Genomic DNA, 26,923 nt, shown 5'->3' on the forward strand with positions numbered 1-26,923 from the left:
GCTAACTCACGTTTTAAGTTAGTGGAAGCTCCTTTATACGGAAAGATAAAATGTGAAAACCCACGAATATCAGAGTGCTAACCGCAGTTGAGATTTTTGCCTTCGTGCCGTGTGCTTAACTTTTTATATTAATATGAAAGGAGTAATCTTATTCATTCTCAGCTTTAAAAAGTATCTCAATCTCCAAATTGCCTGTCAAGGAGAGCACTTGACAGCCAATTTGGAGATTGAGGAGCAGTTAGTAAGCTGAGAAGGAGATTCCCTAGCCTTGAAAAGGCTGAAACCTGTGACTATTATACTATTACATATTATTCATGAAAAACAAAATATTGAATTTCACCAAAAATTTTTTCGTTGATCTTCTTGTTTTCATCTTTTACATAGATTGTAATGTTGACAAAATTATGTTTTTAATATAATATTTTTTCTTTCTTTCATTTTCTCACTAAATTTTTATTTATTTCTTTAAGAAAAAGGGACTTTATTAATCCTTTTCTTTTAATTTTTAATAAAATTTTCATTTATGGTCTATTCATTTAGCAGAATATGTTCAATTTTGCAATTAATCCATATTTCTTCAATAATTTCACAAATATATCATAATATTACACAATTCCGCATTGTTCTACATTCCATTTCTGATACACCTTAAAATCGATAGATTTTCTCCAGTAAAACATGGTATATACACTTATCCCGCTTACTAAACATCGACTTAGTAAATCGCCACATGACTTTCGGTTTGGTCAGCCATTGAATTTTGCAATATTTTTTTGATTTTCGAGGACTTTCTTCGCAAGGAACTTCTTTACCGGTTCAACCATAGCGCCCAGGATGTTAAAAATTTTCCGGTTCTGTTCATCGAGCGAGTTCCGGAGAAATTCTGTTGCGACCATACCTGGACTTAGCGTGCCCACTTTGATATTTGTCTGCTTGGCCTCGATAGCCAATGAGCGGGTAAAATAGCTGACAGCACTTTTTGAGGTACCATACAAAGTCATCTTTTCGCGCATCATCCCATTGCTGCCGAATCCCTCTATGTTAAAGATTTGCCCGCAGCCTTGTTTTAACATGTGATGGAAAGCCACATGGCATCCATTCATCATACCTTTAAGATAGGTGTGAACCACCTTATCGTTCGCCTCTTCGTCCAGTTCCCAAAAGTATTTTCGCTCTTGGTCAATTCCAGCATTATTAATCCAAATATCAATCGTGCCAAACTGCTTTTCAGCATAATTCCACAACTGCTCCAATTCATCCCGATTATGTACTGCTGCCGCATACCCTTCAACCATATCGGGATACATTTCTCTAAGACTTTGTAATGCGGTATCAACACTTTCCTGTGATTGTCCATTGATCATGACCCTGCACCCTGTCCGTAAAAATTCCCGGGCCAGGCCATAGCCAATTCCTCTTGTACTCCCGGTAATGACAACATGCTTCATAACTTGCCAACTCCATTTCTATGAGAATACTGAGTACCTATTAATGCCATTATATGACTTTTTTTCAGTGGACATAGGCTGCTGGCAAGTGATGAATATATAAATTTCGTGAACAGATCGCCAAGATGATTTCTCTTTAGATACTTATATAACTTGCTCACTAACAATATACTTCATTATAATGGTAATATAGACGAACTCTGAAAAAATCTCTTTCATCCATTTCTATTTTATCTTCCAATTATTCTTCTTAATTTTTACTCACTATACACCTATGAAACTTCAAAATTCTGTACTCCATTTCAACAGCATGATCTCTCTTCTTGTTACTGTATATTTTTTTCAGCCACATTTTTCTGGACTTTTTATTTTTAATAATTTATTATAATGACTAAATAATAATTATTATAAATACTATTTAATAATTATTATAATTATAGTGTCTAAGTTTTTTACTAGATACATAATTATATATAAATAAATTTACATAAAAGGAGAGATAAGAAATATGGATGCTAAGCAAAATGGTAACATCGAGGGATGCCCGTTTCACGGCGGTGCGACTAGTGTCAAATCAAGTGGTACGACCAATCGGGACTGGTGGCCCAACGCGTTAAACTTGAATATACTCCGTCAACATGACAGAAAATCGAACCCTATGGGAGAAGACTTTGATTATACAGAGGAATTTAAAAAGTTAGACTATCCTGCGCTTAAGCAAGATCTTCGTGATCTCATGACAACCAGCCAAGATTGGTGGCCTGCTGACTATGGCCATTACGGTCCTTTCTTTATCCGTATGTCATGGCACGCGGCCGGTACCTACCGTTCTGGAGATGGCCGAGGAGGCGGCGGAACTGGCAACCAACGGTTTGCCCCGCTTAACAGCTGGCCTGACAACGCAAGCCTGGATAAGGCCCGACGACTACTTTGGCCAATTAAGCAAAAGTATGGGAACAAGATTTCATGGGCTGACTTGCTTGTACTGGCCGGTAATGTTGCGATTGAAGACATGGGTGGTCCGACAATCGGTTTTGGAGCAGGACGTGCTGACATCTGGCATCCGGAAGAAGACATTTATTGGGGTACTGAAACGGAATGGCTTGGGGATAATCGTTATACAGGTGATCGTAACCTTGAGAATCCACTTGCTGCTGTTCAAATGGGGCTTATCTATGTGAATCCGGAAGGTCCAAATGGTAAACCAGATCCGGTCGCAAGTGCCAAGGACATTCGTGAAACCTTTGCCCGCATGGGAATGAACGATGAAGAAACAGTGGCTCTCATTGCCGGCGGTCACACTTTCGGTAAGGCACATGGTGCTGGTGATGCCGCTCATGTTGGTCGAGAGCCAGAAGCGGCTCCGATTGAAGCACAAGGCTTAGGATGGATCAACTCCTACGGTTCCGGTAAAGGACGTGACACGATCACGAGCGGTATTGAAGGTGCTTGGACCGCGAACCCAACACAGTGGGATAATGGTTACTTTGAACTATTATATGGTTATGAATGGTGGCTGACAAAGAGTCCTGCAGGTGCATGGCAGTGGCTGATTGTCGACCCTGCTGAAGAGCATCTTGCCCCAGATGCAGAAGATTCGTCGATTAAAGTGCCAACGATGATGACCACGGCTGATATGGCTTTGCGTCATGATCCTATCTATGAGAAGATTGGTCGTCGTTTCTACGAGAACCCGAATGAATTTGCCGATGTATTCTCCCGCGCATGGTTCAAACTGTTACACCGTGACATGGGTCCTAAAGCAAGATATCTAGGTCCGGAAGTTCCGGAAGAAGATTTCGTCTGGCAGGATCCTGTACCAGCTGGTAATTATGAGTTAACAGAAACTGATATTGCTGATCTTAAAGCAAAAATCTTAGACTCGGGATTGACCGTTAGCAAGCTAGTAACCACGGCCTGGGCTTCTGCCAGTACCTATCGTGGCTCTGACCATCGCGGAGGTGCCAATGGTGCCCGCATTCGTCTTGCTCCACAGAAGGATTGGGAAGTCAATAAGCCAGAACAACTGGCACAAGTGCTTCAGGTACTAGAAGGCATTCAAAAGGAATTCGAAAAAGAAGTCAGCCTGGCCGATTTGATTGTCCTTGGCGGTTGTGCCGCTATCGAGAAAGCAGCCAAAGAGGCAGGCTTTGATGTAAATGTTCCGTTTGCTCCTGGTCGCGGTGATGCAACCCAAGAACAAACAGATGCTGAAAGCTTTGACGTGCTGGAGCCTGTCGCTGATGGTTTCCGCAATTATCAAAAGCAGCAGTTCAGTGTAAGTCCGGAAGAACTGCTAATCGATAAAGCTCAACTTTTAAACCTGACTGCACCGGAAATGACCGTTCTTATTGGTGGGATGCGTGTTCTGGGTACGAACTATGGCGGCACTGCACACGGCGTATTCACCGATTCTGTAGGACAACTCACGAATGACTTCTTTGTAAACTTGCTTGACATGGGAGTGGCGTGGAAGCCTGTCGGAGCAAACGTCTATGAAGGACGCGATCGCAAAACAGGTGAAGTTAAACGTACAGCGACTCGAGTGGACCTCGTGTTTGGTTCAAACTCCGTCCTCCGTGCCATTGCAGAAGTGTATGCTCAAGATGATAACAAAGAGAAGTTTGTCCGTGACTTTATCGCGGCTTGGGTTAAAGTGATGAATGCTGACCGCTTTGATCTTAAGGCGGTTGAACAGAAAAAAGCTCAATTAGCAGGTATGTAAGTTTTACGAAGAAACCGCCGTTGATTTGACGGCGGTTTTTGTCTTTGATGCCAGGCACCATCCAAATAGAGATTAATAATTCCCTGAATTGTTCCTCTCAAAATATCCCGCAATAGCCGGAAAACTCAAGAATTCCTTCCTCATCTCCCGAAACGAAATGGCCCCCTTTCCTCTAGTAAGCTCAAAATCTAGTGAATATTCATGACAATTCACTGGGGAATGATGAAAACTTTTAGAATAGAATTGAATTGCCTCTTGCTTGTTGCCTGCAAAGATAAAGACAAAATCCTTGTGGTTCATTTTCAATGAGTAGATGCCAACTTTATGAAAACCTAATACATTATTTTGAATCATTCCCTTTACTTTTTTATGGTCCGCTTGGTCTAAGTCGATTTTTGACATATGGTCATCTAATGAAATTTTCTTCTCCGCAAGTAAGTGGTGGATGTAATGGGCCAATGCTGATTCTTCAAAACGAAGACAATCCATGTAAAGATCTTTCACAATCATGTGATCACCCCTCAATATAAGTATTTTCGGCTAAATAGAGGTTACAACGGCAGATTGGATTCCTTTCGTTCTTCAATCCTTCCTGTTTCCTGGTTGTAATTTACAGCGAGGCTTCCAACGGGACCATTTCGGTTTTTAGAGATAATGATTTCAAGGGAATGATCCTGCGAGTTCTTGTTATAATACGCTTCACGATACACGATACAAGAACAAAATGACATCGGCATCCTGTTCGACACTGCCCGATTCTCGAATATCAGACATCATCGGCCGTTTATCAGCTCGTGATTCCACTGAGCGATTGAGCTGCGCCAGACAAATAACGGGGCAATCAAACTCCTTCGCCATCGTTTTCAGGGATTTCGATATTTCAGTGATTTGTAAATGAGAATTCCCTCCGAAAAATTGTCCTGAACGGATAAGTGTTAGATAATCGATAAACAGGATTGGTTTCTTGTGTGGAAATTGATTCATCAGCTTTCTCGTTTTTGCTCTCATTTCTGCAATCGTTTGGCCTCCCCCATCAAAAATTTGGATATGGGTTTCACTGAGGTTACTAATCACATCTGACCATCTATTCTTTTGATTTGAATTGAGCATTCTTTTTGGATCCCTCATTTTAGCCCGGTTAAAGCCCCCTGTCGAAGCCATTAATCGCGAAGTTATCAGCTTTTCAGGCATCTCTAAGGAAAAGACGAGCGGCAGAAATCCTGACCAGCCCGACATTTTTGCAAAATGGAGCATCATGTCGGTTTTTCCCATTGATGGTCTTGCTGCGAGAATCGTCACTTCCCCATTCCGAAAGCCACCCGTTACTTTATCGAGGTTTTCGATACCCGTTGTTGCCTGTTCCGTGAGTTTTTGATCTTCCCAGGGAGCCTCATAGATATCTGCCAACGCATTTTGCAGTGAGGTGTGATCATCCATTTTCATTTGGTTAATTTTATCCAATTCAGCAATGACTTTCGCAATCTCCCAATCATTCATCGCAGCAACGGTTAAGATGTTTCTCTTTTCTCGTTCCTTCCACGAGTCAAGAATCAGTTTCTCCATTGCATCAAATTTCTCCACGTCCGCATATGATAACAGCTCAGAAAGGTAAGACATACCCCCGAATAATTCGAGGTCAGGTAAGGTAGTAAAGGTAATCAAATCAACATTCTTCCCTACACGGTTAAACTCGACCATTCTTAGCATGATTTCTTTATGCCGTGTACTAGCTAGCTGTTCAGGTTGGATCACAGTATCCTTGAGCAAATACTCCGCCTTCATCAAGCTTCCTAAGAACGCTTTTTCCGCGATACTCATTCCTCTTCACCTGCCGTAAAATCGAGGTTAATTCCACGTGGAATATCTCTTCCTGCAGAAAACGGTACGGTTGAATGCCTTTGTACAGGCCTTTGCTCCTCTTGATAGGCATCGATTTCTTCTACGGTCAATAGATTTTCATTTTGCCAGTTTTTCAGAATTCCAACCACATAGTTCAACTTTCGCTTGTTACTAGCACAAGCAATATTCATGGCTTTTAAAATGATCTCTTTCGGCTGCAAGAAACTAGAATCATCTAACCAAGATAACAGCTGCTGTTTCGCATTTACGTTCGTGAAACCAAATCCATTATTGTCCCAAAAATCAACAATTTCTTTAACAACCACCTCTTTTTGATTCGTTCGTGACGGATGCTCGCTGTCTGGATTTTCCACTATATTTGGTTGAAAAGATTCTTGTTGTTTTTTATTTTTATTTTTATTTTCATTTTCTTTTTGTCCACGTACCGTATAACTAATCGAGTACGAATCATCTAACTGCTCGTAATCCTCTTCTATGTATGGATAACTTTCATCTTTGCCTCTATATTCCCCGGCAAATAACAGTTCTTCTTGTCCACAAAACGAATCAAAAAGACTACGCATTTCTTCCTTAAGAATGGATTCCGAAACATATCGAATCAGCGAGGTATCCACCACTTCCTTTAGTTCGGAATAAATACAATCCATGATCGGTTTCCCGCCTTTATGCAGGTTATTTCTTGCCCAGTCTTTAATTGCAAGTTCTCTTGTTTCTGGATTGTAACGAATCAATTTGTGAAGCTCGGTGAACCGTTCCATTAACGCCTGCACACTCTCAATCGAATATCCCAAATCAAAAGCCATCTGTTTTTTGGTAATTTTATAGATTCCAATTTGGGTCGTTTCTGGATTGGTAAGTAGATACAAATAGAAATATTTGTCCTCCGGACTCATCTCCTCAGAAACCATTGGATTCTTCCAAAAATCCGTGCGCACCATTCGATACTTTGCCATCTTCCACCACTGCCTTTCTTCTACTAAAATTCCTTCAAACTTTATATAGAAATAAATGAAGAAAAAGGTCATATGTTTTTCATTTAAATGTGGATAATTTATGACACCTTTTCATCACCTTGTCCTTTGCGAGGGCTTTTAGTGAAATTCCTCGTCTCAATTCCTCTACAATATATCGAGATCGGTGAAATCTAGCGAATGACCATTTTTCATATTTGAGGGCTATTTTAGAGCGTAAACGTCAAAAAACGCCTCCAAATGTGATTTTTGGAAGCGTTTTTTGCAATTTCAGTCACTTTTGAGCTTATTTTCGTACGAAGCTATTTATACTGTTTTAGGAGAACAATATGATACTATTCGCATGGACCTGAATTGGGTGTTTCTACAACGGGACATTTTTCCCCATCTCTGATTCGGGAAGTCTGTTTAATTGATTAAACGTTAATCCCGATACGTTGACTTCGCCCCATGGATAAATCCAGGGGATTCTTTTTTAAACCTTCATAAAAGCTGCCTGTCGGCGGTGGCTTCCAGGTCTTACTACTTCTCCAGCTCATTACGACATGTAGTAAAAACTACATACCGCAGCCCAATCATAGGCACTACGCCACTGCCCTTTTAGCTTCATTGTGCGAGACAATGGGAGCTAAAAGGACTCGACGATACTTTGTATCTCCTATTTTAGGTAGTTTCCGATTTTTCGTTATTTGTTTATTGACAGACTTATCCAATATATTTATGGCACCTACTACATCCCGATGTCCTTCAGCGCCGCACTGACAGTCGAAGTTTCGATTCCTTTGTTTGCTGAATTCTCCACATGACGGGCACGTGCCGGAAGTATAGGACTCTTCCACAAGTTGGAATTTAGCTCCTCGAAGTTTTAATTTGTATTTTATTTTTTTGATTAATTGCCCAAAACTCCAATTAGACAATTGTTGACGAATTTCTTTACGGTTTTTCTTTTTCTTTTTCGTATTTTTTTGAACGCCATCCGGGGTTCCTATATAGAGTGTTTTAATTTGGTTTTCCACACACCAATCCGTGACCATTTTCGAAATAGCATGCAATAGATACTCCATTTTCCGTTCCAGTTTTTCTAAAAAACGGCGTTTACGCAAAAAGAGTTTATACCTTTTATTCGAACCTGGCTTCTTCCGGCTAATCAGCTTTTGAAACTCTTTCAACCTTTTGTTTCTGTAGCGCTGTAACGAGCGAAGTTCCCTTCCTGTTACAATGAGGTGAATTTTCCCGTTACTTAAAACGGCCGCATGGATGATTCCTAAATCGCAGCCAGCTTCCTTTTTACCTTGAATCTGCATTTGTTTTGGTACTTCTACTGCTAGATGCATCCAGTATTGATTTTTGTGCCAAACGATTTCGGCACTTTTTATCGTATGGAAATCAATGTGCTTCGGTTGAGGGATCACTAAGGGGGATTGTTATTTTCCATTGCTAAACCTGAGATTTTTACCAGTTGATTTAATCGCAGCTTTTTTATATTTAACGGAAAAATATTTTTTGTATTTCCAGGGGTAACGCCACTGTTTCTCACCTTTTGCCCGTAGCTCCCTTGTTCTTTTGCACGTTTCTTCATGTAACTCAATGATCGCTTGAATCGTTTGCGAATGTAATTTATGTGTGGTCGCATTGTACCATTGCTTTTTTTCAGATGCACTTGTCCAAACCTGATAGGCATCATATAGCCACCAATGAAGATCTAAGCAGTCATTCCACAAATTTGCTGCTTCCTTACGTAAAGTATCGACTAAGCTTCTCTCCTCGCTGGTTAAACGGAGTGGAAATTTCCGAATGACAATATCTCCTATCGATTCTGTTTCCTTTTGTTCTTTCATGTTCTTTTTATGGGGTTCCATTTATTTTTTCACCTCCTTATAGAACATTTGTTCTATAAACTAATTATACTACTATGGATTAGGAAATGATAGTAAAAAGTTAAAAATATGGCTTATATCCCCATTTCTGAAGAAAGGGGTTTTACGCCACTATTTGATAATCATACCAAAAGACCCAACCATCCGTTTCTTTCCCCTTAAAGAGTAAACAGTCCAAAAAAAGTAAAGACAAGCAGTAAATGGGCCACAAAAACAAGAAACGTACCAGAAATGCTATCATGTTTACCTGCCACAAGGTTTAAAGAATGTGCCAACAATAGGAGGATTCCAGAGAGGAATTTTCATTCGTTTATCCTTACATAATAAATTTAGATAGGTCCTGTATGAACGCCCAACAGCAATGATTTGAAGAGATAGGATAAACACTATATATATATTAAATTCCATGTTTGTCCATTTCTAATTATGCTTGTTTAACATATTTTAAATTATATTCAAAACCTACGTTTAATTGGAGGCTCTTATGTCTAATCAAATTAATATTTTCAACCTGCATGTAAACGGGATGACATCAAATGCAAGCATTAATATAGGAAAAACCTTACACAATAGCCATACTGCAAACTTAAAATTATTTGGTGCTAATTTTTCAATGGGAGATTTTTCACCTGCTAAATCCATAATTATTACGGTGATTCAAGATTCCGATATAAGTGATCAAGGTCAAAATGAAAACCCATCTTCATCAGACAAAAGTCAATGATGGTTCTAGACCGAGACTTTGTAATAACTCCTTGCAAATTCCTTTTCCTCTTTTAAAAGTTTCCCTGCCATTTTTTTCACTACAAGTAATTGCTCTAGAACATTTAAATAGGGGATAAGATTTCTAGTTTGTAGGATAAATCCTATTTCCTCCCGCCGCAATTGTACTAAATCCATAGGTTTTAATTCATTAAGTCTTACCGTTAAGAATGACCTCACCTTTAGATGCATGGAGTAAGGCGAACAGTGACTGGCACTGTTTGCCTGGTGGACTTTCTTCAATGTTAACAGGGAAGAATGTTAAAGAAGCACAGAGCATAATTAAGCCCTGTGCATTTTTCATATGCTTTTCGCCATTATTCTATTGAAAAGTACTAGCTGATTCCAGGAAATCTCATTTTTAAGCGTTTGGTGACAGGAACACCGAGCTCCTTTTCCAGACGACGTTGCATCTTATCAGCGATATGCTTGGCATTATTAAGGAAATCGTGCTCCACGAGCGTTTGAATGTACTCCCAGTAGGTGCTTTTCAGGCATCTCTAAGGAAAAAAATAGTGGCAGAAATCCTGCCCAACCCGACATTTTTGCAAAATGAAGCATTAAGTCGGTTTTACCCATCGATGGTCTGTCGGCGAGAATCGTCATTTTCCCACTCAATAAAAATCACCACTGGCCAAGTAACACCACAGTCCATGCATTTGCGTGTTCCTTTCAATTTACGTTGTTATAGATATAATAGAACAGATGTGTTATAATATGTATAGAACAGATTGGAGGGAAGTAACATGATTATTCGAATTGAACCTGATTCCGATATTCCCATTTATCAACAAATCACCAATCAAATTATCGAAGGAATCGCTGGAGGATTGATTCAGCCAGGTGACTCCCTGCCGTCTGTAAGGGCTTTTGCATCAGACCTTGGCGTAAACATGCATACAGTTAATAAAAGCTATCACCAATTAGAGAAAAAGGGAATCATCCGCATAGCCCCTAAATCAGGAGCAGTGATCTCTTCCCCACAAGATTTCAATGAATCCTCAAGCGATCGATTGAAAGACGAATTTAAACCACTTATCGCAGAATCTCTAGTTGTAGGAATGTCCAATGAGCAAATTCAACAACTTGTCTCTTCTATTATTGAAGAGTTAAGGAAAAGCAATAAAAATCTCATGTAACAAGGGGGCGCATATCTATGACTTTGGCCATTTTTCTTATCATTGCGATTATTCTGGTTGGAATCCAAACCGGAGTTCCTTTTTTAGTCAAACGGACCGTTATATTTGGGGTCACCGTCCCAGAGAAATACCTAAAGAACGAAAAGCTTACATCTTACAAAAAGGGATATGCACTACTAGTTTCCCTTCTTTCATTTGTGGTTTTAGCCGGCTATCTTCTTTGGGCACTATTAAATAACCCTTCTGAAGAACAAACTGTGCTGGTTGGGACGCTCATCCAATTTGGCATCATTCTTTACAGCCTTTCCCTTTATTTTTTCTATCACGGAAAAACGCTTCAATTAAAGAGGAAAAATAAATGGGTTGAGGGTCTAAAACAAGTAAAAGTCACTGATTTATCCGTTCGGTCCCAGGATGAAATGCTTCCTTGGTATGTATATTTACTGCCAATCGTAATAACTGTTGGAGTCCTCGGATACACCATTCACCAATACGACCTGCTGCCGGAACAAATTCCAACTCACTGGGGAATTAACGGTGAAGCCGATGACTTTACAGAAAAAACGCCCATGTCTGCAATCTTAATGCCGCTAACCTTTTTAATTATGCAGTTCATGTTTTTAGCCATTCATAATGGGACGAAGAAATCCGGCATCAAATTAAGCGCCACTAATACTAGCGCTTCGCGCATGCGCCAGCTCACATTACGGAAAAATTCAAGCTGGTTTATGTTTATCATTAGTTTCTTGCTGACCATTATGTTTAGTTTCTTTCAATTAAAAACAATTCACCCTGATTTATTTGCAGGAATTTCCATGGCGGCAGTACCAATCATTTTCCTTGTCATTACATTTGCAGGAACCATCGCCTTTGCTGTAAAAGTAGGACGATCAGATAAGCTCGGCATGGATGAAGCTGAAGAGGGAATAACCGATTTCGACGAGGATGCCCATTGGAAAGGCGGCCTCATTTATTTCAATCGGAAGGATCCGTCAATCTTTGTTGAAAAACGATTTGGCATAAGCTGGACACTCAATTTTGGCAACCCGATTGGTTATCTTATTGTCCTTGTACCATTGGTGATCATCTTAGTGATTTCGTTTTTGTGAGGTTTGGTCCATTCATCTAAAAACCATTTTTGGGATTTTGTTAAATATTATTATTTTGACAAAAGGACGTCACTAGTAAACTTTGGTGTGCCGGCATTCTGGCCATTTTTTTCTCGCTTGAAAAGAGGATTTTATTGCCAATTCTAGATCCTCAAGTGAGGCACGAGGAATTTCAGCAATAGCCTCCCCGGAAAATGGCGAAAATAGACTGGTATATTCTTCTGCCTCCAGCCATTGACCGTTAATCAGTAACTTTTATTTCACTATACTTTTTACCAATAAAATCCCTCCGTTTTAGGCTTAAGGTCAAAATCTATACAGGAAACCGTAGACATCCAGACATTATTAAAATAGAAATGTGCCTCTGTTTGGTTTCATAGATTAGAGGCACATTTAACTTGTAATTATTAATTTAATCTGCAAAAAGTGGTTTAGGAGTTTGCCAATCTCTTAATGTTGTTTCTAAATGAGCACGAACCGCGTTTTCTGCTTCAATTGGATCCTTATTTTTCAACGCATCAATTATACGGAGATGCTCTGGAATGGACTTTACCTTTTCAATCGGATTTGTGTAAAAAGAATCCTTTAAAATTAAATAACAATCTGACCAGTTCACAAGCGAAGTTACTTGTTCGATTAAGCATTTATTTTCGGTTGCCAATGCTGGTAATCGATGAATTCGATTGTTTATATTGATAAAATTCTCAAAATTTCTAGCTTGGTACGCGTCAATTTCTTGTTCTGAGAGTAAAAGCAGCTCATCGATATATTTTTGTGTAATCACCGCAGCAGCTGTTCTAGCTGCAAATGACTCTAATAAGATTCGCACGGCGAAAACATCCCTAACCTCTTTGTCTGTAGGATCATGTACAAAAGCTCCCCTACGAGGGAGAATTTTTACTAAGCCTTCCTTTTCTAATTTTTTAAAGGCCCCTCTTACAGGTGTTCTACTCATGTTTAAATTTTTCCCAATCCATTCTTCCGTTAATTGTTGACCAGGAAGTAAGCGTTTTAACATAATGGCTCTCTTAATTTTTATATAAGCATCTTCTTCAGCATTTCTAAATTCATTCGTCATCATCATTCACCTTTAATCATTTAATATCTACACAGAAGATATTGTTTTTAAAGCTTAAAACTCTTCATTCGGTGATCAAAATACTACAACTTTGTCTCGCATCCTTTGAATTCCTTACCAATTTAAATGACCCACTCCTGGCTGAATAAATTCCCCGGAAGACCCTTTTTTCATTTGTGAAAGCCATTGATAGATATTATACGCTCCCATTGATACTTCCATATCCGCGTCAGAAGATGCTTGATTGGACTTTAATTTCCCAGGATGGATTGCGTGTACGGAAATCCCTTTCCTCCTATATTCTTGATCCAGACAGATGGTCAGCATATTCTGAGCTGCTTTTGCTATTCGGTAAGAATACGAAGTTCCTAGGTGGGTAAATTCTTGATTAGCTGTCATCTGAAGTGAACCTAATCTTGATGAAACATTAATAACTCTCGGAAATAGTGATTTTTCAAGAAAGCTTTCGGCAGCTTTAATCGTTCGAATTACACCTAAACAATGGACATTAAACACTTGTTGTACTTCATCAGTCGAAACTGCCTGAATTTCATTTCCTTTACCGGAATTACCGGCATTGTTTATAAGTATATCCAGGCGATCGGTTAATTTAGTCAATTCATTTCGAATAATCAATTCACTCTGATCTAAACTGATATCAGCTATGATAGGATAGATTCTTTCTTTAAACTCTGCCTTTAGAATCTCTGCCGATTGGGAGGTACGAACTGTAGGAAAAACCTCATTTCCTTCTTGATGAAAGATTTTCACCAGCTCATACCCTAATCCCCGACTCGCTCCAGTAATCAACACCTTATCCATTTGTCGTCCCCTTAAACATTTCTTCTTTCTAATCATTGGAACGAAAAATAGATTCCATGCTTAGATTTGATATTTTTTTGACTTTTATTTTCATGGTAATTATACGACAGTTGAAAATCTTGATAGAAATTGTTTTAATCGCTCTGATTCCGGATTTTCAAAGAGTTCCTTTGGTGATCCAGATTCCACAATATAACCGCCGTCCATGAAAATCACTCGATCACCAACCTCTTTGGCAAAGCCCATTTCATGTGTCACGATAATCATGGTCATACCTTCATCAGCTAACTTTTTAATTACCGCTAATACTTCTCCGACTAGTTCTGGGTCAAGGGCGGATGTTGGTTCATCAAACAAAATAACTTTAGGCTGCATCGCAAGAGCCCTTGCAATGGCTACCCGTTGTTTTTGACCGCCTGATAATTCATGTGGGTAATTATTTTCTTTGCCTTCTAATCCTACTTTTCGTAAAAACTCTTTTCCCATTTGAATTGCTTTTTCTTTTGGTATTTTACGGACCATAATAGGTCCTTCAATCACGTTTCCGAGTGCGGTTTTATGTTCAAATAAATTAAAGTTTTGAAAAACCATACTCGCATCCGCCCGTAACGAGCAGATTTCAGCATCGTTTCGATTTCTTTTGCTCTTTTTATCAAAATGAATTTTCTTACTGTCAATAATGACATCCCCTTCGTCTGGGGTTTCAAGAAAATTGATCATTCGGAGAAGTGTACTTTTACCGCTTCCACTCGGTCCAATTATACCGACGACCTCACCCTGCTCCACGTTGAATGATATATTTTTAAGTACTTCTGTTTGGTGAAAGGATTTTTTAATGTCTTTGACTTGAATCATTGCTCATCCTCCTTTCTAGTAAATTAACCGCACGGTCCATAGGAAAATGAAGTAACCAGTAAATCACCGCAACTAAGGTGAATATTTCAATATTTCTAAATGTGGTAGTTGCTAGATTCTCCCCCGTATGCATCAACTCATTAACTGCTATAACAGCTGCCAACGAAGAGTTCTTTAATAATAGAATTGCCGAATTCCCGATCGGAGGCAGAACATTTTTAATAGCCTGGGGCAATATAATTCTTCTCATCGCCATAGAATAGTTCATTCCGACTGCATAGGCCGCCTCTAATTGTCCCTTGCTAATGGACTTGATTCCGGCGCGGAAGATTTCAGCCAAGTATGCACCTTCATAGAGTGATAACCCTATTAATGCCGCTGTAAAAGCCGTTAATTTAATCCCAAACTCTGGAAAAACAAAATAAATATACATAAGTTGCACCAATAATGGGGTGCCTCGAATAATACTAATATACAATCCTGCTAGTTTACTAAAAAAGATATTGTTCGAAATGCGCGCAAACGCGGTTACTAAACCTATAACCAAGGCAATTATTAATGATAGAAGGGTTAATTCAACAGTTATTAGCGTTCCTTTCAATAACGCAGGCAAAAATCCGAGTATATCATTCATTAGTATGTCCCCCTATTCTGTCTTTTCTATTTTAGCCCCCGTTTTTTAAGAATTTTATCAATCTCTCCACTCTCTTTTAGTTTTTTAATTTCTTTATTGACTGCTTCCATTAATTCATCTGAACCTTTAGGCAGCCCAATACCAACCTTGCCCTTCCATTTTGGTTCATAACCATCAACAAGTTTAATCTTAAAGTCAGGATTTTCTTGAATCATGTGAACGATAATAGGATAATCCCCAAAAAAGGCATCTATTCTTCCATTCTCTAACTCTGAAACCATATCTGAGATTGACTTATACGATTGTGCTTCAATATCAGGAAAATTTTTCAATCCTTCTAAATAAATTGTTCCCTGCTGTACCCCTACCTTTTTCCCTTTTAAATCATCGAACGTTTTAATATTATTATCTGATTTTAGAATAACAAGACCTTCGCCATACTCATAAATCGGGTCAGAAAAATCAATAATTTTCTTCCGTTCATCGGTAATAATCATGCCTGCTGAAATCATATCGATTTTTTCCGCTTCAATAGCCGGAATCAGGGAAGCAAATTGCATACCTTGGATCTCAGTTTTAACTCCTAAGCCTACACCAATTTTCTTCGCAATATCAAACATTAATCCTACGTTTTCATTCTTTTCATTAATATAAGAAAATGGAGGGCCGGTTGTACTTCCACCTACCCGAACTGTTCCTTTTTCTTTAAGGGCTTCTAATGAGTTTGCTCCCTCCTTAGAAGAATTACTTTTTTCGGAACATGCACTTAAAATTAGCAGTAAGCATGACAAAATTGCTAACATAGAAATAAATTTTTTCATCCCATTCACTCCTTCGATTTATATTTTTTAATGGATAAAATTATAAGAAAGATGATCGACACATTCCGTTAATTGAGTTGGATTTAATCCCGATAACCCTAATCTATTAAGGGTTATTCCCTCGTTCCAATAATCTTTTCCAATCAATGAACCTGAAAGTGTAATGATGGCATCTATATTTGGCGTCGGAACATTAACCGTTTTCCCTATGCTTGACCAAAGTACTAATCCATTTGAGATATCTTCGATGAAATAGCGAGATGTTAAACTAAGAGGACCTTTAATTGGAGCGAACACTTCGCTCTGGTTGTATAGATCATGGAGGTTGTCTGAAGGTTTGGCATATCCAAGTGCCGTTAGTCGTTCTGAAGTTGAAATGTATTTTACACCCAATGCCTGACATAACGCTTGGCGTTCTTTTGATACAGCTTTAATAATGTTGCTCACATGTGGGGTTATTCCTTCGTTATATAAATAAAATTCACCACCAGAAAATTCAATCCTACCGGCATTTAATAAACTTGGTCCAGGATGAGTTTCAGGGTTACCATTATTTAAACATGTTTCCCATATATTCTTTGCGGGAATTAAAGCGGGGTACAATTCTTGCAATTGCTCAATTATTTCTGTAGTGCAGCTGCTAGGATAAGCGGCAAAAAGCAGTGAATCTACTTCCAGACCTAGTTCTACTTCTCCATTTTCGGTAACCCGGCTTGCATATGTTAAAGACGCAGTTTCTCCAATTTTAAAAGAGATATCCTTTTTAAACTTCTTTAGTATTGACAAATCTTAAACTCGACAAGGAAGCAGCACCATTTAGAAAGACAATTTGACCATTCTGTAAATAAGGTGCGCATTCAGCAGCAAATTCCTCGATCGCAAATGATGGAACAGTCAGCATGATAACCTCTGCCTCTCTAACGGCCTCGGCAATACTATTAGTAATTAAAGTTGGAGAACAAAACTCTACCGTCTTTTTTCTCTTTAAAGTGATTCCCCCTTTTGTTCTAATAGACGCTAATTGATCAAAAAAACGTGGTAATTCAAACAAACTTACATCCAATCCCCGTAATGTAAGGTCGGCAGCTGCAGTTATTCCACCATTTCCTGCCCCCAAAATCGCAATTTTTTTAATACTCATAACTTCCCCCTTTTTCTTTGTATACAATTTTAGAATACAACTAACATGTACAAACATAATTTTAAACAACCTACAAATTAATTTCAATACAATTTTCTAAAAATATTGACTTTTTAAAATATTAAGTTTAATATTCATTTATAAATTGTATACAATTTTCGTATCCAATTTGAAATGAAGGATTCAATTATTTAGGAGGTACATGTAATGAGCTTTCCTCAATCACTATGGGCAGCTACAAGTAATGCCAGTAATCAAAGAGCAGAATTAAATGAAACTATTCACTCTGATGTAGCCATTATAGGTGGAGGCTTTACTGGTCTAGCATCTGCCTACTTCTTAAGTAAGGCTGGAAAAAAAGTTGTTGTAGTAGAGAAAGAAAGAATTGGCTGGGGAGCTAGCGGACGTAATGCGGGGATGCTGACCACAGGGTATAAAAAGAGTATATTTGAATTAGAAAAAAAGCTTGGTACCGCAAAAGCGAAAGAATTAATGGACATGTCTGCCGATTGTGTTAAATTAGTTAAAGAAATTGTAGATGAACATCAATTCGATTGTGCTTTAGAAACTTGTGGCGGTATTAAGGTCGCCTATAAACCCTCCCACTTTGAAAAAATGAAGAAAGAACATGAACACCTACTAAAAAGTTTTCAATATGAAACTGAGTTAGTTGATGCGAATGATATTCACTCTGAAATTAATTCACCTATGTACCAATACGGCGGGTTAATTGATCGAAAAAGCTTTGCTTTTCACCCCCTTAATTATGTGATTGGTTTAGCAGATATTGCAGAGAAAATGGGAGCCTCTATTTACGAGAATACAGAAGTTATTTCGATAAATAAGAAACACGGAAATAACGAGAGATTTATCGTTAAAACAGCTAAAGGTGAAATAAAGTGCAAGCACATCATCATCGCCACCAATGGTTACACCTCTGAAATTACAAAACGATTGGCCAAGTCAATCATGCCAATTGGCAGCCACATCATCGCAACCCAACCACTTCCAGATCAACTAGCAAATCAAATCATTCCAAATAAACGAGTAGTTAGTGACACAAAAAATTTCTTATATTATTTCCGCTTAACCGCTGACCAACGCATGTTATTCGGGGGACGAGTCAGTTTTTCAACAAATTCAACACCAAATGAGTATGACCATATTTATTCTGCTCTTCACGAAAATCTGCTTACTGTATTCCCCGATTTAAAAGGAATGGACGTCGATTATCGTTGGGGTGGAACTACGGGATTCACCTTCGATTTCATGCCGCACATCGGAGAAACCGAAGATGGAATGCATTTTGCTTTAGGTTATTGTGGTCACGGCGCAGCCATGTCTACCCTTTTAGGCAAGATTTTAGCCTATAAAATTACTGGGGTGGAAAGAACAGAAACCGTTCTCGAATCTCTGCCATTAAGGACCATCCCCTTGCATGGTCAACGTGTGAAAGTCCTTAATTTAGTGGGTTATTATTATAAAATTGCTGACCAAATTTCATAATATTTCCCTTCAAAGTCGCATTGTCTTTGTTGTTTTCTATATAAAGAGAAAAGGATGATTGGAAATGGGATACCCTAGTTCCTTATGGAAACATACTGCAAAAAACTTAAAATTGCGTTATCCATTAACATCCGATGTGGAAGTGGATACTGCCATCATAGGCGGAGGCTACACTGGCTTGGCAACCGCCTATTTTTTACAGTCACTAGGCATTCAATCCGCTATTGTTGAACAGCACCATATTGGTTGGGGGGCAAGCGGTAGAAATGCAGGAATGTCTATCCCGGGATTCAAAATGCACATAGGAACCATTATGAAAAAGTGGGGGCATGAGGCAGCAAACGAAATGCTTAATATGTCTATTGATGGAATCAAACTGGTGACGGACATTATCCATGAACATGATATTGATTGTTCTTTATCCAACCAAGGGAGTATTAGTGCAGCATTCAAAGAAAGTCATTTTGAAACGTTTAAACGTAATCAAGAATTTATGGAGAAACATTTCCAATACAGGACCACAGTGTTGAACCGACACGAGGTTGAAACTGAATTAGGAACAGATATTTATCATGGCCTCCTTGTTGATCCACACGCTATATCTTTTCACCCACTTAATTACGCTTTAGGTTTAGCAAAAGCAGTAGAAGAACGTGGGGTTACTATTTTTGAAAAAACACCTGTTTCAAAGATTACTAAACAGCAAGATAAAGTCATCCTTGACACACCACAAGGCCGGGTTAAAGCATCTCACCTGGTCATCGCAACCAATGGCTACACAACTTCACTTACGCCCAAACTTTTTAAATCTGTTATTCCGATGGGGAGTTACATGATTGCTACAGAGCCGTTAGATAATGATTTAGCACAAAAACTCATTCCCCAAAGAAGATCGGTGTCAGATAGTAAAAAATTTCTCTATTACTTTAGACTGTCTCCTGATAATCGAATGATTTTTGGAGGACGAGTCAGCTTTGATTGTAACGAAACCCCAGAAGTTTATGAACAAACCCATAGGAATATGCTGTCTGTATTTCCGGAATTAAAAGATTATAAGGTTGATTACAAATGGGGTGGCCTAATCGCCTTAACCCCTGATATGCTTCCTCATATCGGGAAGACGGAAGAAGGCTTCCACTTTGCTCTTGGATATAGTGGGAGAGGTGCTACAATATCTACATTAATGGGAAAACTTTTAGCATTAAATATTAAAGCAGAAGAACGACCATTACATCATTTAGAGAAATTACCTTTACGTCAGATTCCATTACACTCCCAACGAGGTATGGCGCTTAATCTAGTTGGCGCTTATTATAAATTACTGGACAAATGGGGATAAGCCTCATCTATGCAGTTCGACTTTCTATAGAAAAATGCCTGGATTATTCTGCAATCCAAGCATTTTTCGTATTTCTACATCTTTAGATTTCTGATTATTTTACTTTTATACGGCATTTTTTATATTTATCATTCTTTATTATGTTTTGTTAAAAGGTCAGTAAGGACTTGTTGATTATTTAGGTATAGAATAAAGGAAAACAAGGGTCTGCCCCCCCCGGTGCAGAAACGCTTCTACAGTGGGGGACTAGGCACTTTATTTTTTTCCACATAATTCTTATTTGTTTTGACAAAATAACAAATATACTGTAAATTAACATATGTACGAACAATATGATTTAATTTTACTAGAATATTCGTGTTTGGGAGTGTAATTTATGGATAATGTATTTGATTATGAAGATATTCAACTGATTCCTGCTAAATCTATCGTTAACAGTAGATCTGAGTGTGATACGAGTGTCACATTTGGTGGACATACATTTAAATTGCCAGTTGTACCTGCAAATATGCAGACGATTATAGATGAAAAGCTTGCGATTTTCTTCGCGGAAAATGGTTACTTCTATATTATGCACCGTTTCCAGCCTGAAAAGCGGATTTCCTTCATCAAGGATATGCAAGGACGTGGACTTATCGCATCCATTAGTGTCGGTGTAAAAGAGGGAGAATATGATTTCATCAACCAGCTGGCCGATGAAAAGCTAACACCTGAATTTATTACCATTGATATTGCCCATGGTCACTCAAATGCCGTAATTAATATGATTAAGCATATTAAGAAACACTTACCTAATAGCTTTGTCATTGCTGGAAATGTCGGAACTCCAGAAGCTGTAAGGGAATTAGAGCATGCCGGTGCAGATGCGACGAAAGTTGGAATTGGACCTGGTAAAGTATGTATTACGAAAATTAAGACTGGATTTGGAACAGGCGGCTGGCAGTTAGCTGCACTTAGATGGTGTGCCAAGGCTGCAAGCAAACCAATTATCGCTGACGGCGGCATTCGCACACATGGTGATATCGCGAAATCCGTTCGATTTGGAGCATCAATGGTCATGATTGGTTCTTTATTTGCAGGACATGAAGAATCTCCTGGGGAAACAATTGAGAAGGACGGAAAGTGTGTGAAAGAATACTTCGGTTCAGCTTCGGAATTCCAAAAAGGCGAACGAAAAAATGTTGAAGGTAAAAAAATGTACGTAGAACACAAGGGCCGTTTAATCGATACATTGATCGAAATGGAACAGGATCTTCAGTCCTCTATTTCCTATGCCGGAGGTAACAAGTTAAAAGACATCCGTACAGTCGACTATGTCATCGTGAAGAATTCCATCTTTAACGGAGATAAAGTTTATTAAAAATAAGCTGCCTGTCCCCCTCACTTGGTTACCAAATGAGGGGGACAGGCAGTTTTGTTATTTTTCATTCTTTATATAGCAATCATTTTGATATCTTAAGCTTTGAATGGAAAGTACGGCTATACAGGGTGTACTTTTCAATCCTGTCGCGATTTGGTTCATACCCGATACCCGGAAGTTTGGGAATCGTAATCATTCCATCTTCAACAATCACCTCGGGATCGATAATATCTTCCTTCCAGTAATGTGCTGAGGCCGCTGTATCACCTGGAAGTTTAAAATTAGACAAGCTTGTGATTGCAATATTATGCGCCCTGCCAACTCCAGACTCTAGCATTCCTCCACACCAGACGGGAATTCCATTTGCCTCGCATAGATCATGGATCCGTTTGGACTCGGTTAGGCCTCCGACACGGCCGATCTTTATGTTTATTATTTTACAACTTCCCAGTTGTATCGCCTTTCTTACATCTTCGACACTATGGATACTTTCATCCAGACAAATCGGAGTCTCAATTTGCGCTTGCAGCTGCGCGTGGTCGATGATATCATCAAAGCCTAATGGCTGCTCAATCATTGTTAAGTTGAATTGGTCCATAGCCTTAAGCGTATCGATATCATCAAGTGTATAAGCGGTATTTGCGTCAGCCATCAATGGAATATCTGGGTACCGTTTACGTATCTCTGCTAAAATATTTAAATCCCATCCTGGTTGAATTTTCACCTTGATGCGCTTATATCCCTCTTGCAGACTACCTTCTATCAAACTCAATAGTTCTTCGACCGTATCCTGAATCCCAATACTGACACCAACTTCAATCTTTTCTAATTTTCCTCCGAGAGCGGTAGCAAGACTTACTCCCTGCTGTTTAGCATATGCATCCCAGATCGCCCCTTCCAGAGCAGCCTTCGCCATGTAATTTCCTCGAACATGATGGAACCGTTCGGAAACCTCATCCGGATGAGAAATCGGCTCTTTCAGAAGAAGGGGAATCAAAAAATCCTCCATCATATGCCAATTGGTTTTGACTGTCTCTTCCTTATATGTGGCATCTATCGCAGCAACGGATTCTGCCCATCCCGAAATGCCATCCTTCGTTAGGACTTCCACTAAAATAAAATCTTTATCATATTCCGTTCCAACCGCTGTTGTAAAAGGGTGTAAAAGATCCATTTTCATATGTCGTAATACGATTCGTTGAATTTCCATTCTATCTATCCCTCATTCCGTTTAGGTACGTTTCTTAGTTAATACATAGTGATGGAGGTAAGGAAAATTACTTTTTCGTAATGCCGTAACCGTCCATCCTTTGCTTAAATAATAGGTAAAAATCTCGCGCGTTTTCAGACGCCAATCCAATGCAGTTTCTAAATCATTCGCTTTAATGGTTTGAAATTGATTCGGAACTGGTACATACAGAACATTCACATTCCATTCGCTATCAAGTAACACAGTTTTCGGAATCGGGAAGCCCTGAGCATCCACTTCCACTTGAATCAAAAGGGGCACTTCTTCGACTTTAGCAGAATCTTCCGATGGCTTCGACGTTTCCCCAGCTATGTCCCATTCCACTAAAAAACGATCGGATGGTAAGCCTGCATTAAGAATATCAGGCATTTCACCGTAACAATTTTCAATATACTGCGTACAAACTCCACCCAATTTGCTTAAATTAAGATATCCATTAACCGTTTCTAGTGGATCATATGTCCACACGATTAATCGGTAGCCCTTTTTAAGAGCTTCTTCTCGCTGCCTTAATTTTAATTTTTCACCGATGCCCATTTTTTGAAAATCTGGGTGAATTCCCATACTGTGTGAGCAAAGATAAATGGTTGTCCCATCAAATCCAGGAAAGCTATATTGAAATCCAATTAAACGTGTTCCAGAAAAAGCGCCAATCACCAGCCCGCCATTTTTTACAACGGCAATGCTATGATTCACTGGGACCGGATCTTCATCCGCCCAAATAAGACTTTCTAAATCTCTCACGGCTGTCAATTCCTCTGCCGAATGTAACATACGTATCGTAATCGGTTCTAATAAATCCATCTTGAGTAACGCCCCTCCTGAAAATAGTTTAGATAACACTTTTAAGAAAGCTTTTTAAACGGTCACTGTTTGGATTGCTGAATAGTTGTAATGGCGGTCCTTGTTCCTCGATGACACCGTCACACATATAAATAACTCGATCGGCTACCTCTCTAGCAAACTTCATCTCGTGGGTTACGATTAGCATCGTCATTCCTTCTTCGGCTAACCCCTTCATAACATTAAGAACCTCACTAACTAGTTCTGGATCTAACGCAGAAGTCGGTTCATCAAAGAGCATAATTTTCGGATTCATCGCCATCGCCCGGGCAATCGCGACCCGCTGCTGCTGACCTCCGGAAAGCTTCCTTGGGTATACATCCTTTTTATCTTTAAGACCGACTCTTTCGAGGAGGACTAAAGCCTGTTCGACGGCTTCTGCTTTAGACTTCTTTAACGCCTGAATAGGCGCTTCCATAATATTTTGTAAGACGGTAAGGTGCGGGAATAGGTTAAATTGTTGGAATACCATTCCCACTTCCCGCCTAATTTGTTGAATACTACGCGGCAAATAGTTTAATTCCATTCCATCAATCGTAATTCGACCAGAAGACAGGGTCTCAAGCCCGTTCAGACAGCGGAGGAGCGTACTTTTACCCGAGCCGCTTGACCCAATCAGGGCTACAACCTCGCCAGGATACACCTGTAAATTAATCCCTTTTAAAACCTCCAGCTGATGGAAACTTTTATGGACTTTTTCAATTTCAATAATAGGATGAAGATGATCTTTCACATGATTTGACACATTAGGTCCTCCCTAAACTATCGTTCGCTAATCGACAACTTAAATTCTACTTTTCTTAAGAAAAACGAGAATATCGTGGTCATCACTAAGTAAAGAACGGCAGCTGTAATATAGAATTCAATAAATGCATAATTTGTTGACGCAAATCTTTGTGAAGTCATCATCAATTCTGATACGGTAACAAGCGACGCAAGCGATGAATCTTTTAATAATGTGATAGATTCATTGCCAATCGCAGGGATGCTTACTCTTAATGCCTGCGGGAGAATAATTCTTCTCATAATTGTGGGATAACTCAGTCCAAGTGACTGAGCTGCTTCCATCTGCCCTTTTGGGATGGACAAGATCCCCCCTCTTAAAATTTCAGCAATATAAGCACCGGCATTTATTCCTAACGCCAGCACTGACGCGGTAAAGGGATCTAATTCAATCCCAATTTGCGGAAGGCCGAAGTAGACAAGAAATAGTTGTACCAACAGCGGGGTCCCCCTTAGGACCCAAATATAAAAGTCTGCAAACAATGACAAAATCTTAAACTTTGAAATCTTCAGGATTACAATGATAATTCCCATCACTAACCCAAGTACTAAGGAAAGAATCGAGATTTCAAGTGTCATTATCGATGCCTTGAGTAAAAATGGAATGTATTCAGTTACAAGAGAAAAATCTAACATATCTTTAGCTCCTTATCGGATGTCTTTTCCAAACCATTTTTTACTAATTTCTTCATATTTACCGTCTTTTTGCATTTCGGCGATCACCTTATTGATTTCTTTACGGAAATCATTATCTTCTTTACGGATCGTCATGCCCGCTAATTCAGTATTTAATAGTCCGTCAATTGCTACTAAACTATAATTCTGATCGAGGATAATTTTGGCACCGACGCCTTGGTCTGTTGAAACACCATCAAGACGTCCATTTACTAAGTCTTCAAAAGCAAGAAAATCATTCTTATACAGTTTCACATCGGCCCCAAGCTTGGTTACCTCTTCTGCTGCAGTAGTAGAGATTGTTACACCAATCTTTTTTCCTTTCATGTCTTTTGGGTCTTTTATAGAAGAAGCTTTTGGAACAAACAACTGATTACCAGTGGTAAAATAAGGGTCGCTAAACGATACTTTCTTCTTTCTTTCCTCGGTAATCGCCATATCGGAAATGATAATATCAAACTTTTTCCCAGTTAATGCAGGGATCATACTATCCCAGGGGTTTGATACTAAAACCGCATTAACACCAAGTCTTTTTGCCACTTCTTGAGCAATATCCACGTCAAATCCTTCTAACTCATTGCTTTTATTAATGTAGTTATATGGAGGGTACGCTCCCTCAAGGGCAATCTTCATTTCTCCCTTATCCTTAATCGACTTAAGTGTATCTTCTTTTGCTGAACCGCTAGCATCCTTGCTCCCACCGCACGCAGCCACGATCATGACTAGACAAGCTATACACAAACCAACCATAAACTTTTTCATAAAAATCCCCCATTACCGTTTATTTTCATGATTATTTGAAGCAGCCTTATAAACTAGACTTGATAATATTTTCGTTCCATAGAGGAGCGCTTCTTGATTAAACTCCATCTCCGGGTGATGAAGACCAGGACGCAAGTCACAGCCAAGTCCAATCATGGTCGCCTTTAGTTCCGGATTTTGAAGGGTATAGAAATGAAAATCTTCACCCCCTTGTGAAATACAGTTGTCCACCACATTTTCTTCTCCCATGACAAAGGCCGCAGCTTCTTTTGCCATCTTAATCGCATCTTTATTTAATCTTGAGGCTGGAACAAATTCTTCCACGGTGGCGTTTATTCTTGTCCCAGTAAGAGCACCTACTTTCTCTAGCAAATCTAATGCTCTGGACTGCAGCTCTTCCATCGCTTCATTTGTTGCTGCCCGTAAATCTAATATAAAATTTGCAGTTTCAGGAATGACATTGGAGGAATTTCCCCCAGCATGTAAGCCCGTCATTTTTATCGAAAAAGAATCAGCGCTTTTTAAACGTATGTTTTGCAAGGCTTGAATTACGTATGATGCGGCTTCGATCGAATTGTTACCATCCTGGGGCCGCGATGCATGGGCTTGTTTTCCCTTAATAACTCCGTATATGGTGGCACAGGAACTATGAACGATGGCAGGAGCGACTTTCCCCATGGGAACTTCCATCCAGGGTCGAAGATGTACACCAAATAAGTAATGGACACCTTCCAAGGCTCCATCTTGCATCATTTGTAGTGCACCTTCGCCTTTTTCTTCAGCTGGTTGGAAAATGAAACGAACCGGCTTTGATCGTTCGGGTTTACAAGTCGCAAAAGCCAAGGCAGTATGTAGTACCATGGTGCTGTGGGCATCATGCCCACAGGAATGATTGGGTTGGACCTTCCCTTTCACTTCTTGTAATAGGGCATCCATATCCGCGCGTAAAGCCACGATTTCGTCGCCTTCACCTGGTATATCAGCAATAATCCCAGAATGACCAGCGAAGGTCTTACATGATATCCCCGCTCTTGCTAACTCTTCCTGAATATATCGGGAGGTCTTTTGTTCCTGCCAGCTGGGTTCAGCCAATTGGTGTAGGTCAGCATAAGTCTTTAAAATGGTTTGCTCCTGCTCATTTATATAATGAATAAGCTGGCTCAT

The 26,923-nt window shown here is 39.3% G+C and carries 28 protein-coding genes; 7 read left to right on the forward strand and 21 right to left on the reverse strand.

Annotated elements, in window-relative coordinates:
- Positions 1 to 746 precede the first annotated feature (746 nt).
- Positions 747 to 1,448: an SDR family oxidoreductase gene (locus BR30_RS33280; RefSeq protein ID WP_051633588.1), complete on the reverse strand. Its 702-nt coding sequence runs from the start codon at positions 1,446 to 1,448 to the stop codon at positions 747 to 749.
- 508 nt (positions 1,449 to 1,956) lie between these two features.
- On the opposite strand from BR30_RS33280, the gene katG reads away from it, so the two are divergent.
- Positions 1,957 to 4,173 carry a catalase/peroxidase HPI gene (gene katG, locus BR30_RS0112180; RefSeq protein ID WP_026565266.1) on the forward strand — a complete coding sequence of 739 codons (2,217 nt, stop codon included), beginning with the start codon at positions 1,957 to 1,959 and terminating at the stop codon, positions 4,171 to 4,173.
- Between the two features lie 72 nt (positions 4,174 to 4,245).
- Here katG and BR30_RS0112185 read toward each other — a convergent pair whose 3' ends face one another.
- The 6 genes from BR30_RS0112185 to BR30_RS35200 all read right to left on the reverse strand — a co-directional run bounded on the left by BR30_RS0112185 (position 4,246) and on the right by BR30_RS35200 (position 8,863).
- Entirely contained in the window at positions 4,246 to 4,683 is a 438-nt protein-coding gene (locus BR30_RS0112185) for a hypothetical protein (RefSeq protein WP_026565267.1), read from the reverse strand.
- Positions 4,684 to 4,724: 41 nt separating this feature from the next.
- Positions 4,725 to 4,883, reverse strand: coding sequence for a DnaB-like helicase C-terminal domain-containing protein (locus tag BR30_RS37795; RefSeq protein WP_231507689.1), 159 nt, complete (start codon positions 4,881 to 4,883; stop codon positions 4,725 to 4,727).
- A complete protein-coding gene (locus BR30_RS33285) occupies positions 4,873 to 5,991 on the reverse strand; it encodes a DnaB-like helicase C-terminal domain-containing protein (protein WP_231507690.1) in 1,119 nt (372 codons plus the stop codon). Before BR30_RS33285 ends, BR30_RS37795 begins: the two co-directional genes overlap by 11 nt.
- Positions 5,988 to 6,986, reverse strand: a complete 999-nt coding sequence (locus BR30_RS0112195; protein ID WP_231507691.1) for a DnaD domain-containing protein — start codon at positions 6,984 to 6,986, stop codon at positions 5,988 to 5,990. Before BR30_RS0112195 ends, BR30_RS33285 begins: the two co-directional genes overlap by 4 nt.
- A 602-nt stretch (positions 6,987 to 7,588) precedes the next feature.
- Positions 7,589 to 8,416 carry an RNA-guided endonuclease InsQ/TnpB family protein gene (locus tag BR30_RS35195; RefSeq protein WP_051633589.1) on the reverse strand — a complete coding sequence of 276 codons (828 nt, stop codon included), beginning with the start codon at positions 8,414 to 8,416 and terminating at the stop codon, positions 7,589 to 7,591.
- Between the two features lie 12 nt (positions 8,417 to 8,428).
- Positions 8,429 to 8,863: a hypothetical protein gene (locus tag BR30_RS35200; protein WP_051633590.1), complete on the reverse strand. Its 435-nt coding sequence runs from the start codon at positions 8,861 to 8,863 to the stop codon at positions 8,429 to 8,431.
- A 502-nt stretch (positions 8,864 to 9,365) separates the two neighbouring features.
- On the opposite strand from BR30_RS35200, the gene BR30_RS0112205 reads away from it, so the two are divergent.
- A complete protein-coding gene (locus BR30_RS0112205) occupies positions 9,366 to 9,605 on the forward strand; it encodes a spore germination protein (protein ID WP_026565269.1) in 240 nt (79 codons plus the stop codon).
- A gap of 476 nt (positions 9,606 to 10,081) precedes the next feature.
- On the opposite strand, the gene BR30_RS0112215 is transcribed toward BR30_RS0112205, so the two are convergent.
- On the reverse strand, positions 10,082 to 10,261 hold the full coding sequence (locus BR30_RS0112215) for a DnaB-like helicase C-terminal domain-containing protein (protein WP_026565270.1): 180 nt from the start codon (positions 10,259 to 10,261) through the stop codon (positions 10,082 to 10,084).
- Between the two features lie 128 nt (positions 10,262 to 10,389).
- Here BR30_RS0112215 and BR30_RS0112220 point away from each other — a divergent pair, with 128 nt between their 5' ends.
- Together BR30_RS0112220 and BR30_RS0112225 are read left to right on the forward strand one after the other, a co-directional pair.
- Entirely contained in the window at positions 10,390 to 10,782 is a 393-nt protein-coding gene (locus BR30_RS0112220) for a GntR family transcriptional regulator (protein ID WP_026565271.1), read from the forward strand.
- A 17-nt stretch (positions 10,783 to 10,799) separates the two neighbouring features.
- On the forward strand, positions 10,800 to 11,891 hold the full coding sequence (locus BR30_RS0112225) for a DUF1648 domain-containing protein (protein ID WP_026565272.1): 1,092 nt from the start codon (positions 10,800 to 10,802) through the stop codon (positions 11,889 to 11,891).
- Positions 11,892 to 12,303: 412 nt separating this feature from the next.
- Here BR30_RS0112225 and BR30_RS0112230 read toward each other — a convergent pair whose 3' ends face one another.
- From BR30_RS0112230 to BR30_RS37800, 7 genes are all read right to left on the reverse strand, one after another.
- Positions 12,304 to 12,969 (reverse strand): GntR family transcriptional regulator, encoded by a 666-nt coding sequence (locus BR30_RS0112230; RefSeq protein WP_026565273.1) that lies wholly within the window; start codon positions 12,967 to 12,969, stop codon positions 12,304 to 12,306.
- A 114-nt stretch (positions 12,970 to 13,083) separates the two neighbouring features.
- On the reverse strand, positions 13,084 to 13,791 hold the full coding sequence (locus BR30_RS0112235) for an SDR family NAD(P)-dependent oxidoreductase (RefSeq protein WP_035445471.1): 708 nt from the start codon (positions 13,789 to 13,791) through the stop codon (positions 13,084 to 13,086).
- 99 nt (positions 13,792 to 13,890) lie between these two features.
- On the reverse strand, positions 13,891 to 14,646 hold the full coding sequence (locus tag BR30_RS0112240; protein ID WP_026565275.1) for an amino acid ABC transporter ATP-binding protein: 756 nt from the start codon (positions 14,644 to 14,646) through the stop codon (positions 13,891 to 13,893).
- The gene (locus tag BR30_RS0112245) at positions 14,624 to 15,280 is read right to left on the reverse strand and encodes an amino acid ABC transporter permease (protein WP_051633591.1); all 657 of its coding nucleotides are present in this window, start codon (positions 15,278 to 15,280) and stop codon (positions 14,624 to 14,626) included. The genes BR30_RS0112240 and BR30_RS0112245 overlap by 23 nt, the downstream gene beginning before the upstream one ends.
- Positions 15,281 to 15,306: 26 nt before the next feature.
- Entirely contained in the window at positions 15,307 to 16,101 is a 795-nt protein-coding gene (locus tag BR30_RS0112250; RefSeq protein ID WP_081825429.1) for a substrate-binding periplasmic protein, read from the reverse strand.
- Positions 16,102 to 16,128: 27 nt separating this feature from the next.
- Positions 16,129 to 16,887, reverse strand: a complete 759-nt coding sequence (locus BR30_RS33295) for an NAD/NADP octopine/nopaline dehydrogenase family protein (protein WP_231507692.1) — start codon at positions 16,885 to 16,887, stop codon at positions 16,129 to 16,131.
- Positions 16,865 to 17,242 (reverse strand): ketopantoate reductase family protein, encoded by a 378-nt coding sequence (locus BR30_RS37800; protein ID WP_231507693.1) that lies wholly within the window; start codon positions 17,240 to 17,242, stop codon positions 16,865 to 16,867. Before BR30_RS37800 ends, BR30_RS33295 begins: the two co-directional genes overlap by 23 nt.
- A gap of 207 nt (positions 17,243 to 17,449) precedes the next feature.
- Here BR30_RS37800 and BR30_RS0112260 point away from each other — a divergent pair, with 207 nt between their 5' ends.
- From BR30_RS0112260 to guaC, 3 genes are all read left to right on the forward strand, one after another.
- Positions 17,450 to 18,748: an NAD(P)/FAD-dependent oxidoreductase gene (locus BR30_RS0112260; protein WP_026565278.1), complete on the forward strand. Its 1,299-nt coding sequence runs from the start codon at positions 17,450 to 17,452 to the stop codon at positions 18,746 to 18,748.
- Between the two features lie 64 nt (positions 18,749 to 18,812).
- Complete coding sequence (locus BR30_RS0112265; protein WP_035445474.1) at positions 18,813 to 20,087, forward strand: NAD(P)/FAD-dependent oxidoreductase; 1,275 nt, start codon at positions 18,813 to 18,815, stop codon at positions 20,085 to 20,087.
- A gap of 376 nt (positions 20,088 to 20,463) precedes the next feature.
- Positions 20,464 to 21,447 carry a GMP reductase gene (gene guaC / locus BR30_RS0112270; protein WP_026565280.1) on the forward strand — a complete coding sequence of 328 codons (984 nt, stop codon included), beginning with the start codon at positions 20,464 to 20,466 and terminating at the stop codon, positions 21,445 to 21,447.
- 82 nt (positions 21,448 to 21,529) lie between these two features.
- On the opposite strand, the gene menC is transcribed toward guaC, so the two are convergent.
- Genes menC through BR30_RS0112300 form a run of 6 tightly spaced genes read right to left on the reverse strand, consistent with a single transcriptional unit; the run spans position 21,530 to position 26,923 of the window.
- A complete protein-coding gene (menC, locus tag BR30_RS0112275) occupies positions 21,530 to 22,657 on the reverse strand; it encodes an o-succinylbenzoate synthase (RefSeq protein ID WP_026565281.1) in 1,128 nt (375 codons plus the stop codon).
- A 21-nt stretch (positions 22,658 to 22,678) separates the two neighbouring features.
- On the reverse strand, positions 22,679 to 23,500 hold the full coding sequence (locus BR30_RS0112280) for a GNAT family N-acetyltransferase (protein ID WP_026565282.1): 822 nt from the start codon (positions 23,498 to 23,500) through the stop codon (positions 22,679 to 22,681).
- A gap of 28 nt (positions 23,501 to 23,528) precedes the next feature.
- On the reverse strand, positions 23,529 to 24,251 hold the full coding sequence (locus BR30_RS0112285) for an amino acid ABC transporter ATP-binding protein (RefSeq protein WP_026565283.1): 723 nt from the start codon (positions 24,249 to 24,251) through the stop codon (positions 23,529 to 23,531).
- Between the two features lie 50 nt (positions 24,252 to 24,301).
- Positions 24,302 to 24,958, reverse strand: a complete 657-nt coding sequence (locus BR30_RS0112290) for an amino acid ABC transporter permease (protein ID WP_026565284.1) — start codon at positions 24,956 to 24,958, stop codon at positions 24,302 to 24,304.
- Between the two features lie 12 nt (positions 24,959 to 24,970).
- Complete coding sequence (locus BR30_RS0112295; protein WP_026565285.1) at positions 24,971 to 25,759, reverse strand: transporter substrate-binding domain-containing protein; 789 nt, start codon at positions 25,757 to 25,759, stop codon at positions 24,971 to 24,973.
- 12 nt (positions 25,760 to 25,771) lie between these two features.
- Positions 25,772 to 26,923: an amidohydrolase gene (locus BR30_RS0112300; protein ID WP_026565286.1), complete on the reverse strand. Its 1,152-nt coding sequence runs from the start codon at positions 26,921 to 26,923 to the stop codon at positions 25,772 to 25,774.

It is taken from the genome of Bacillus sp. UNC41MFS5 (assembly GCF_000686805.1).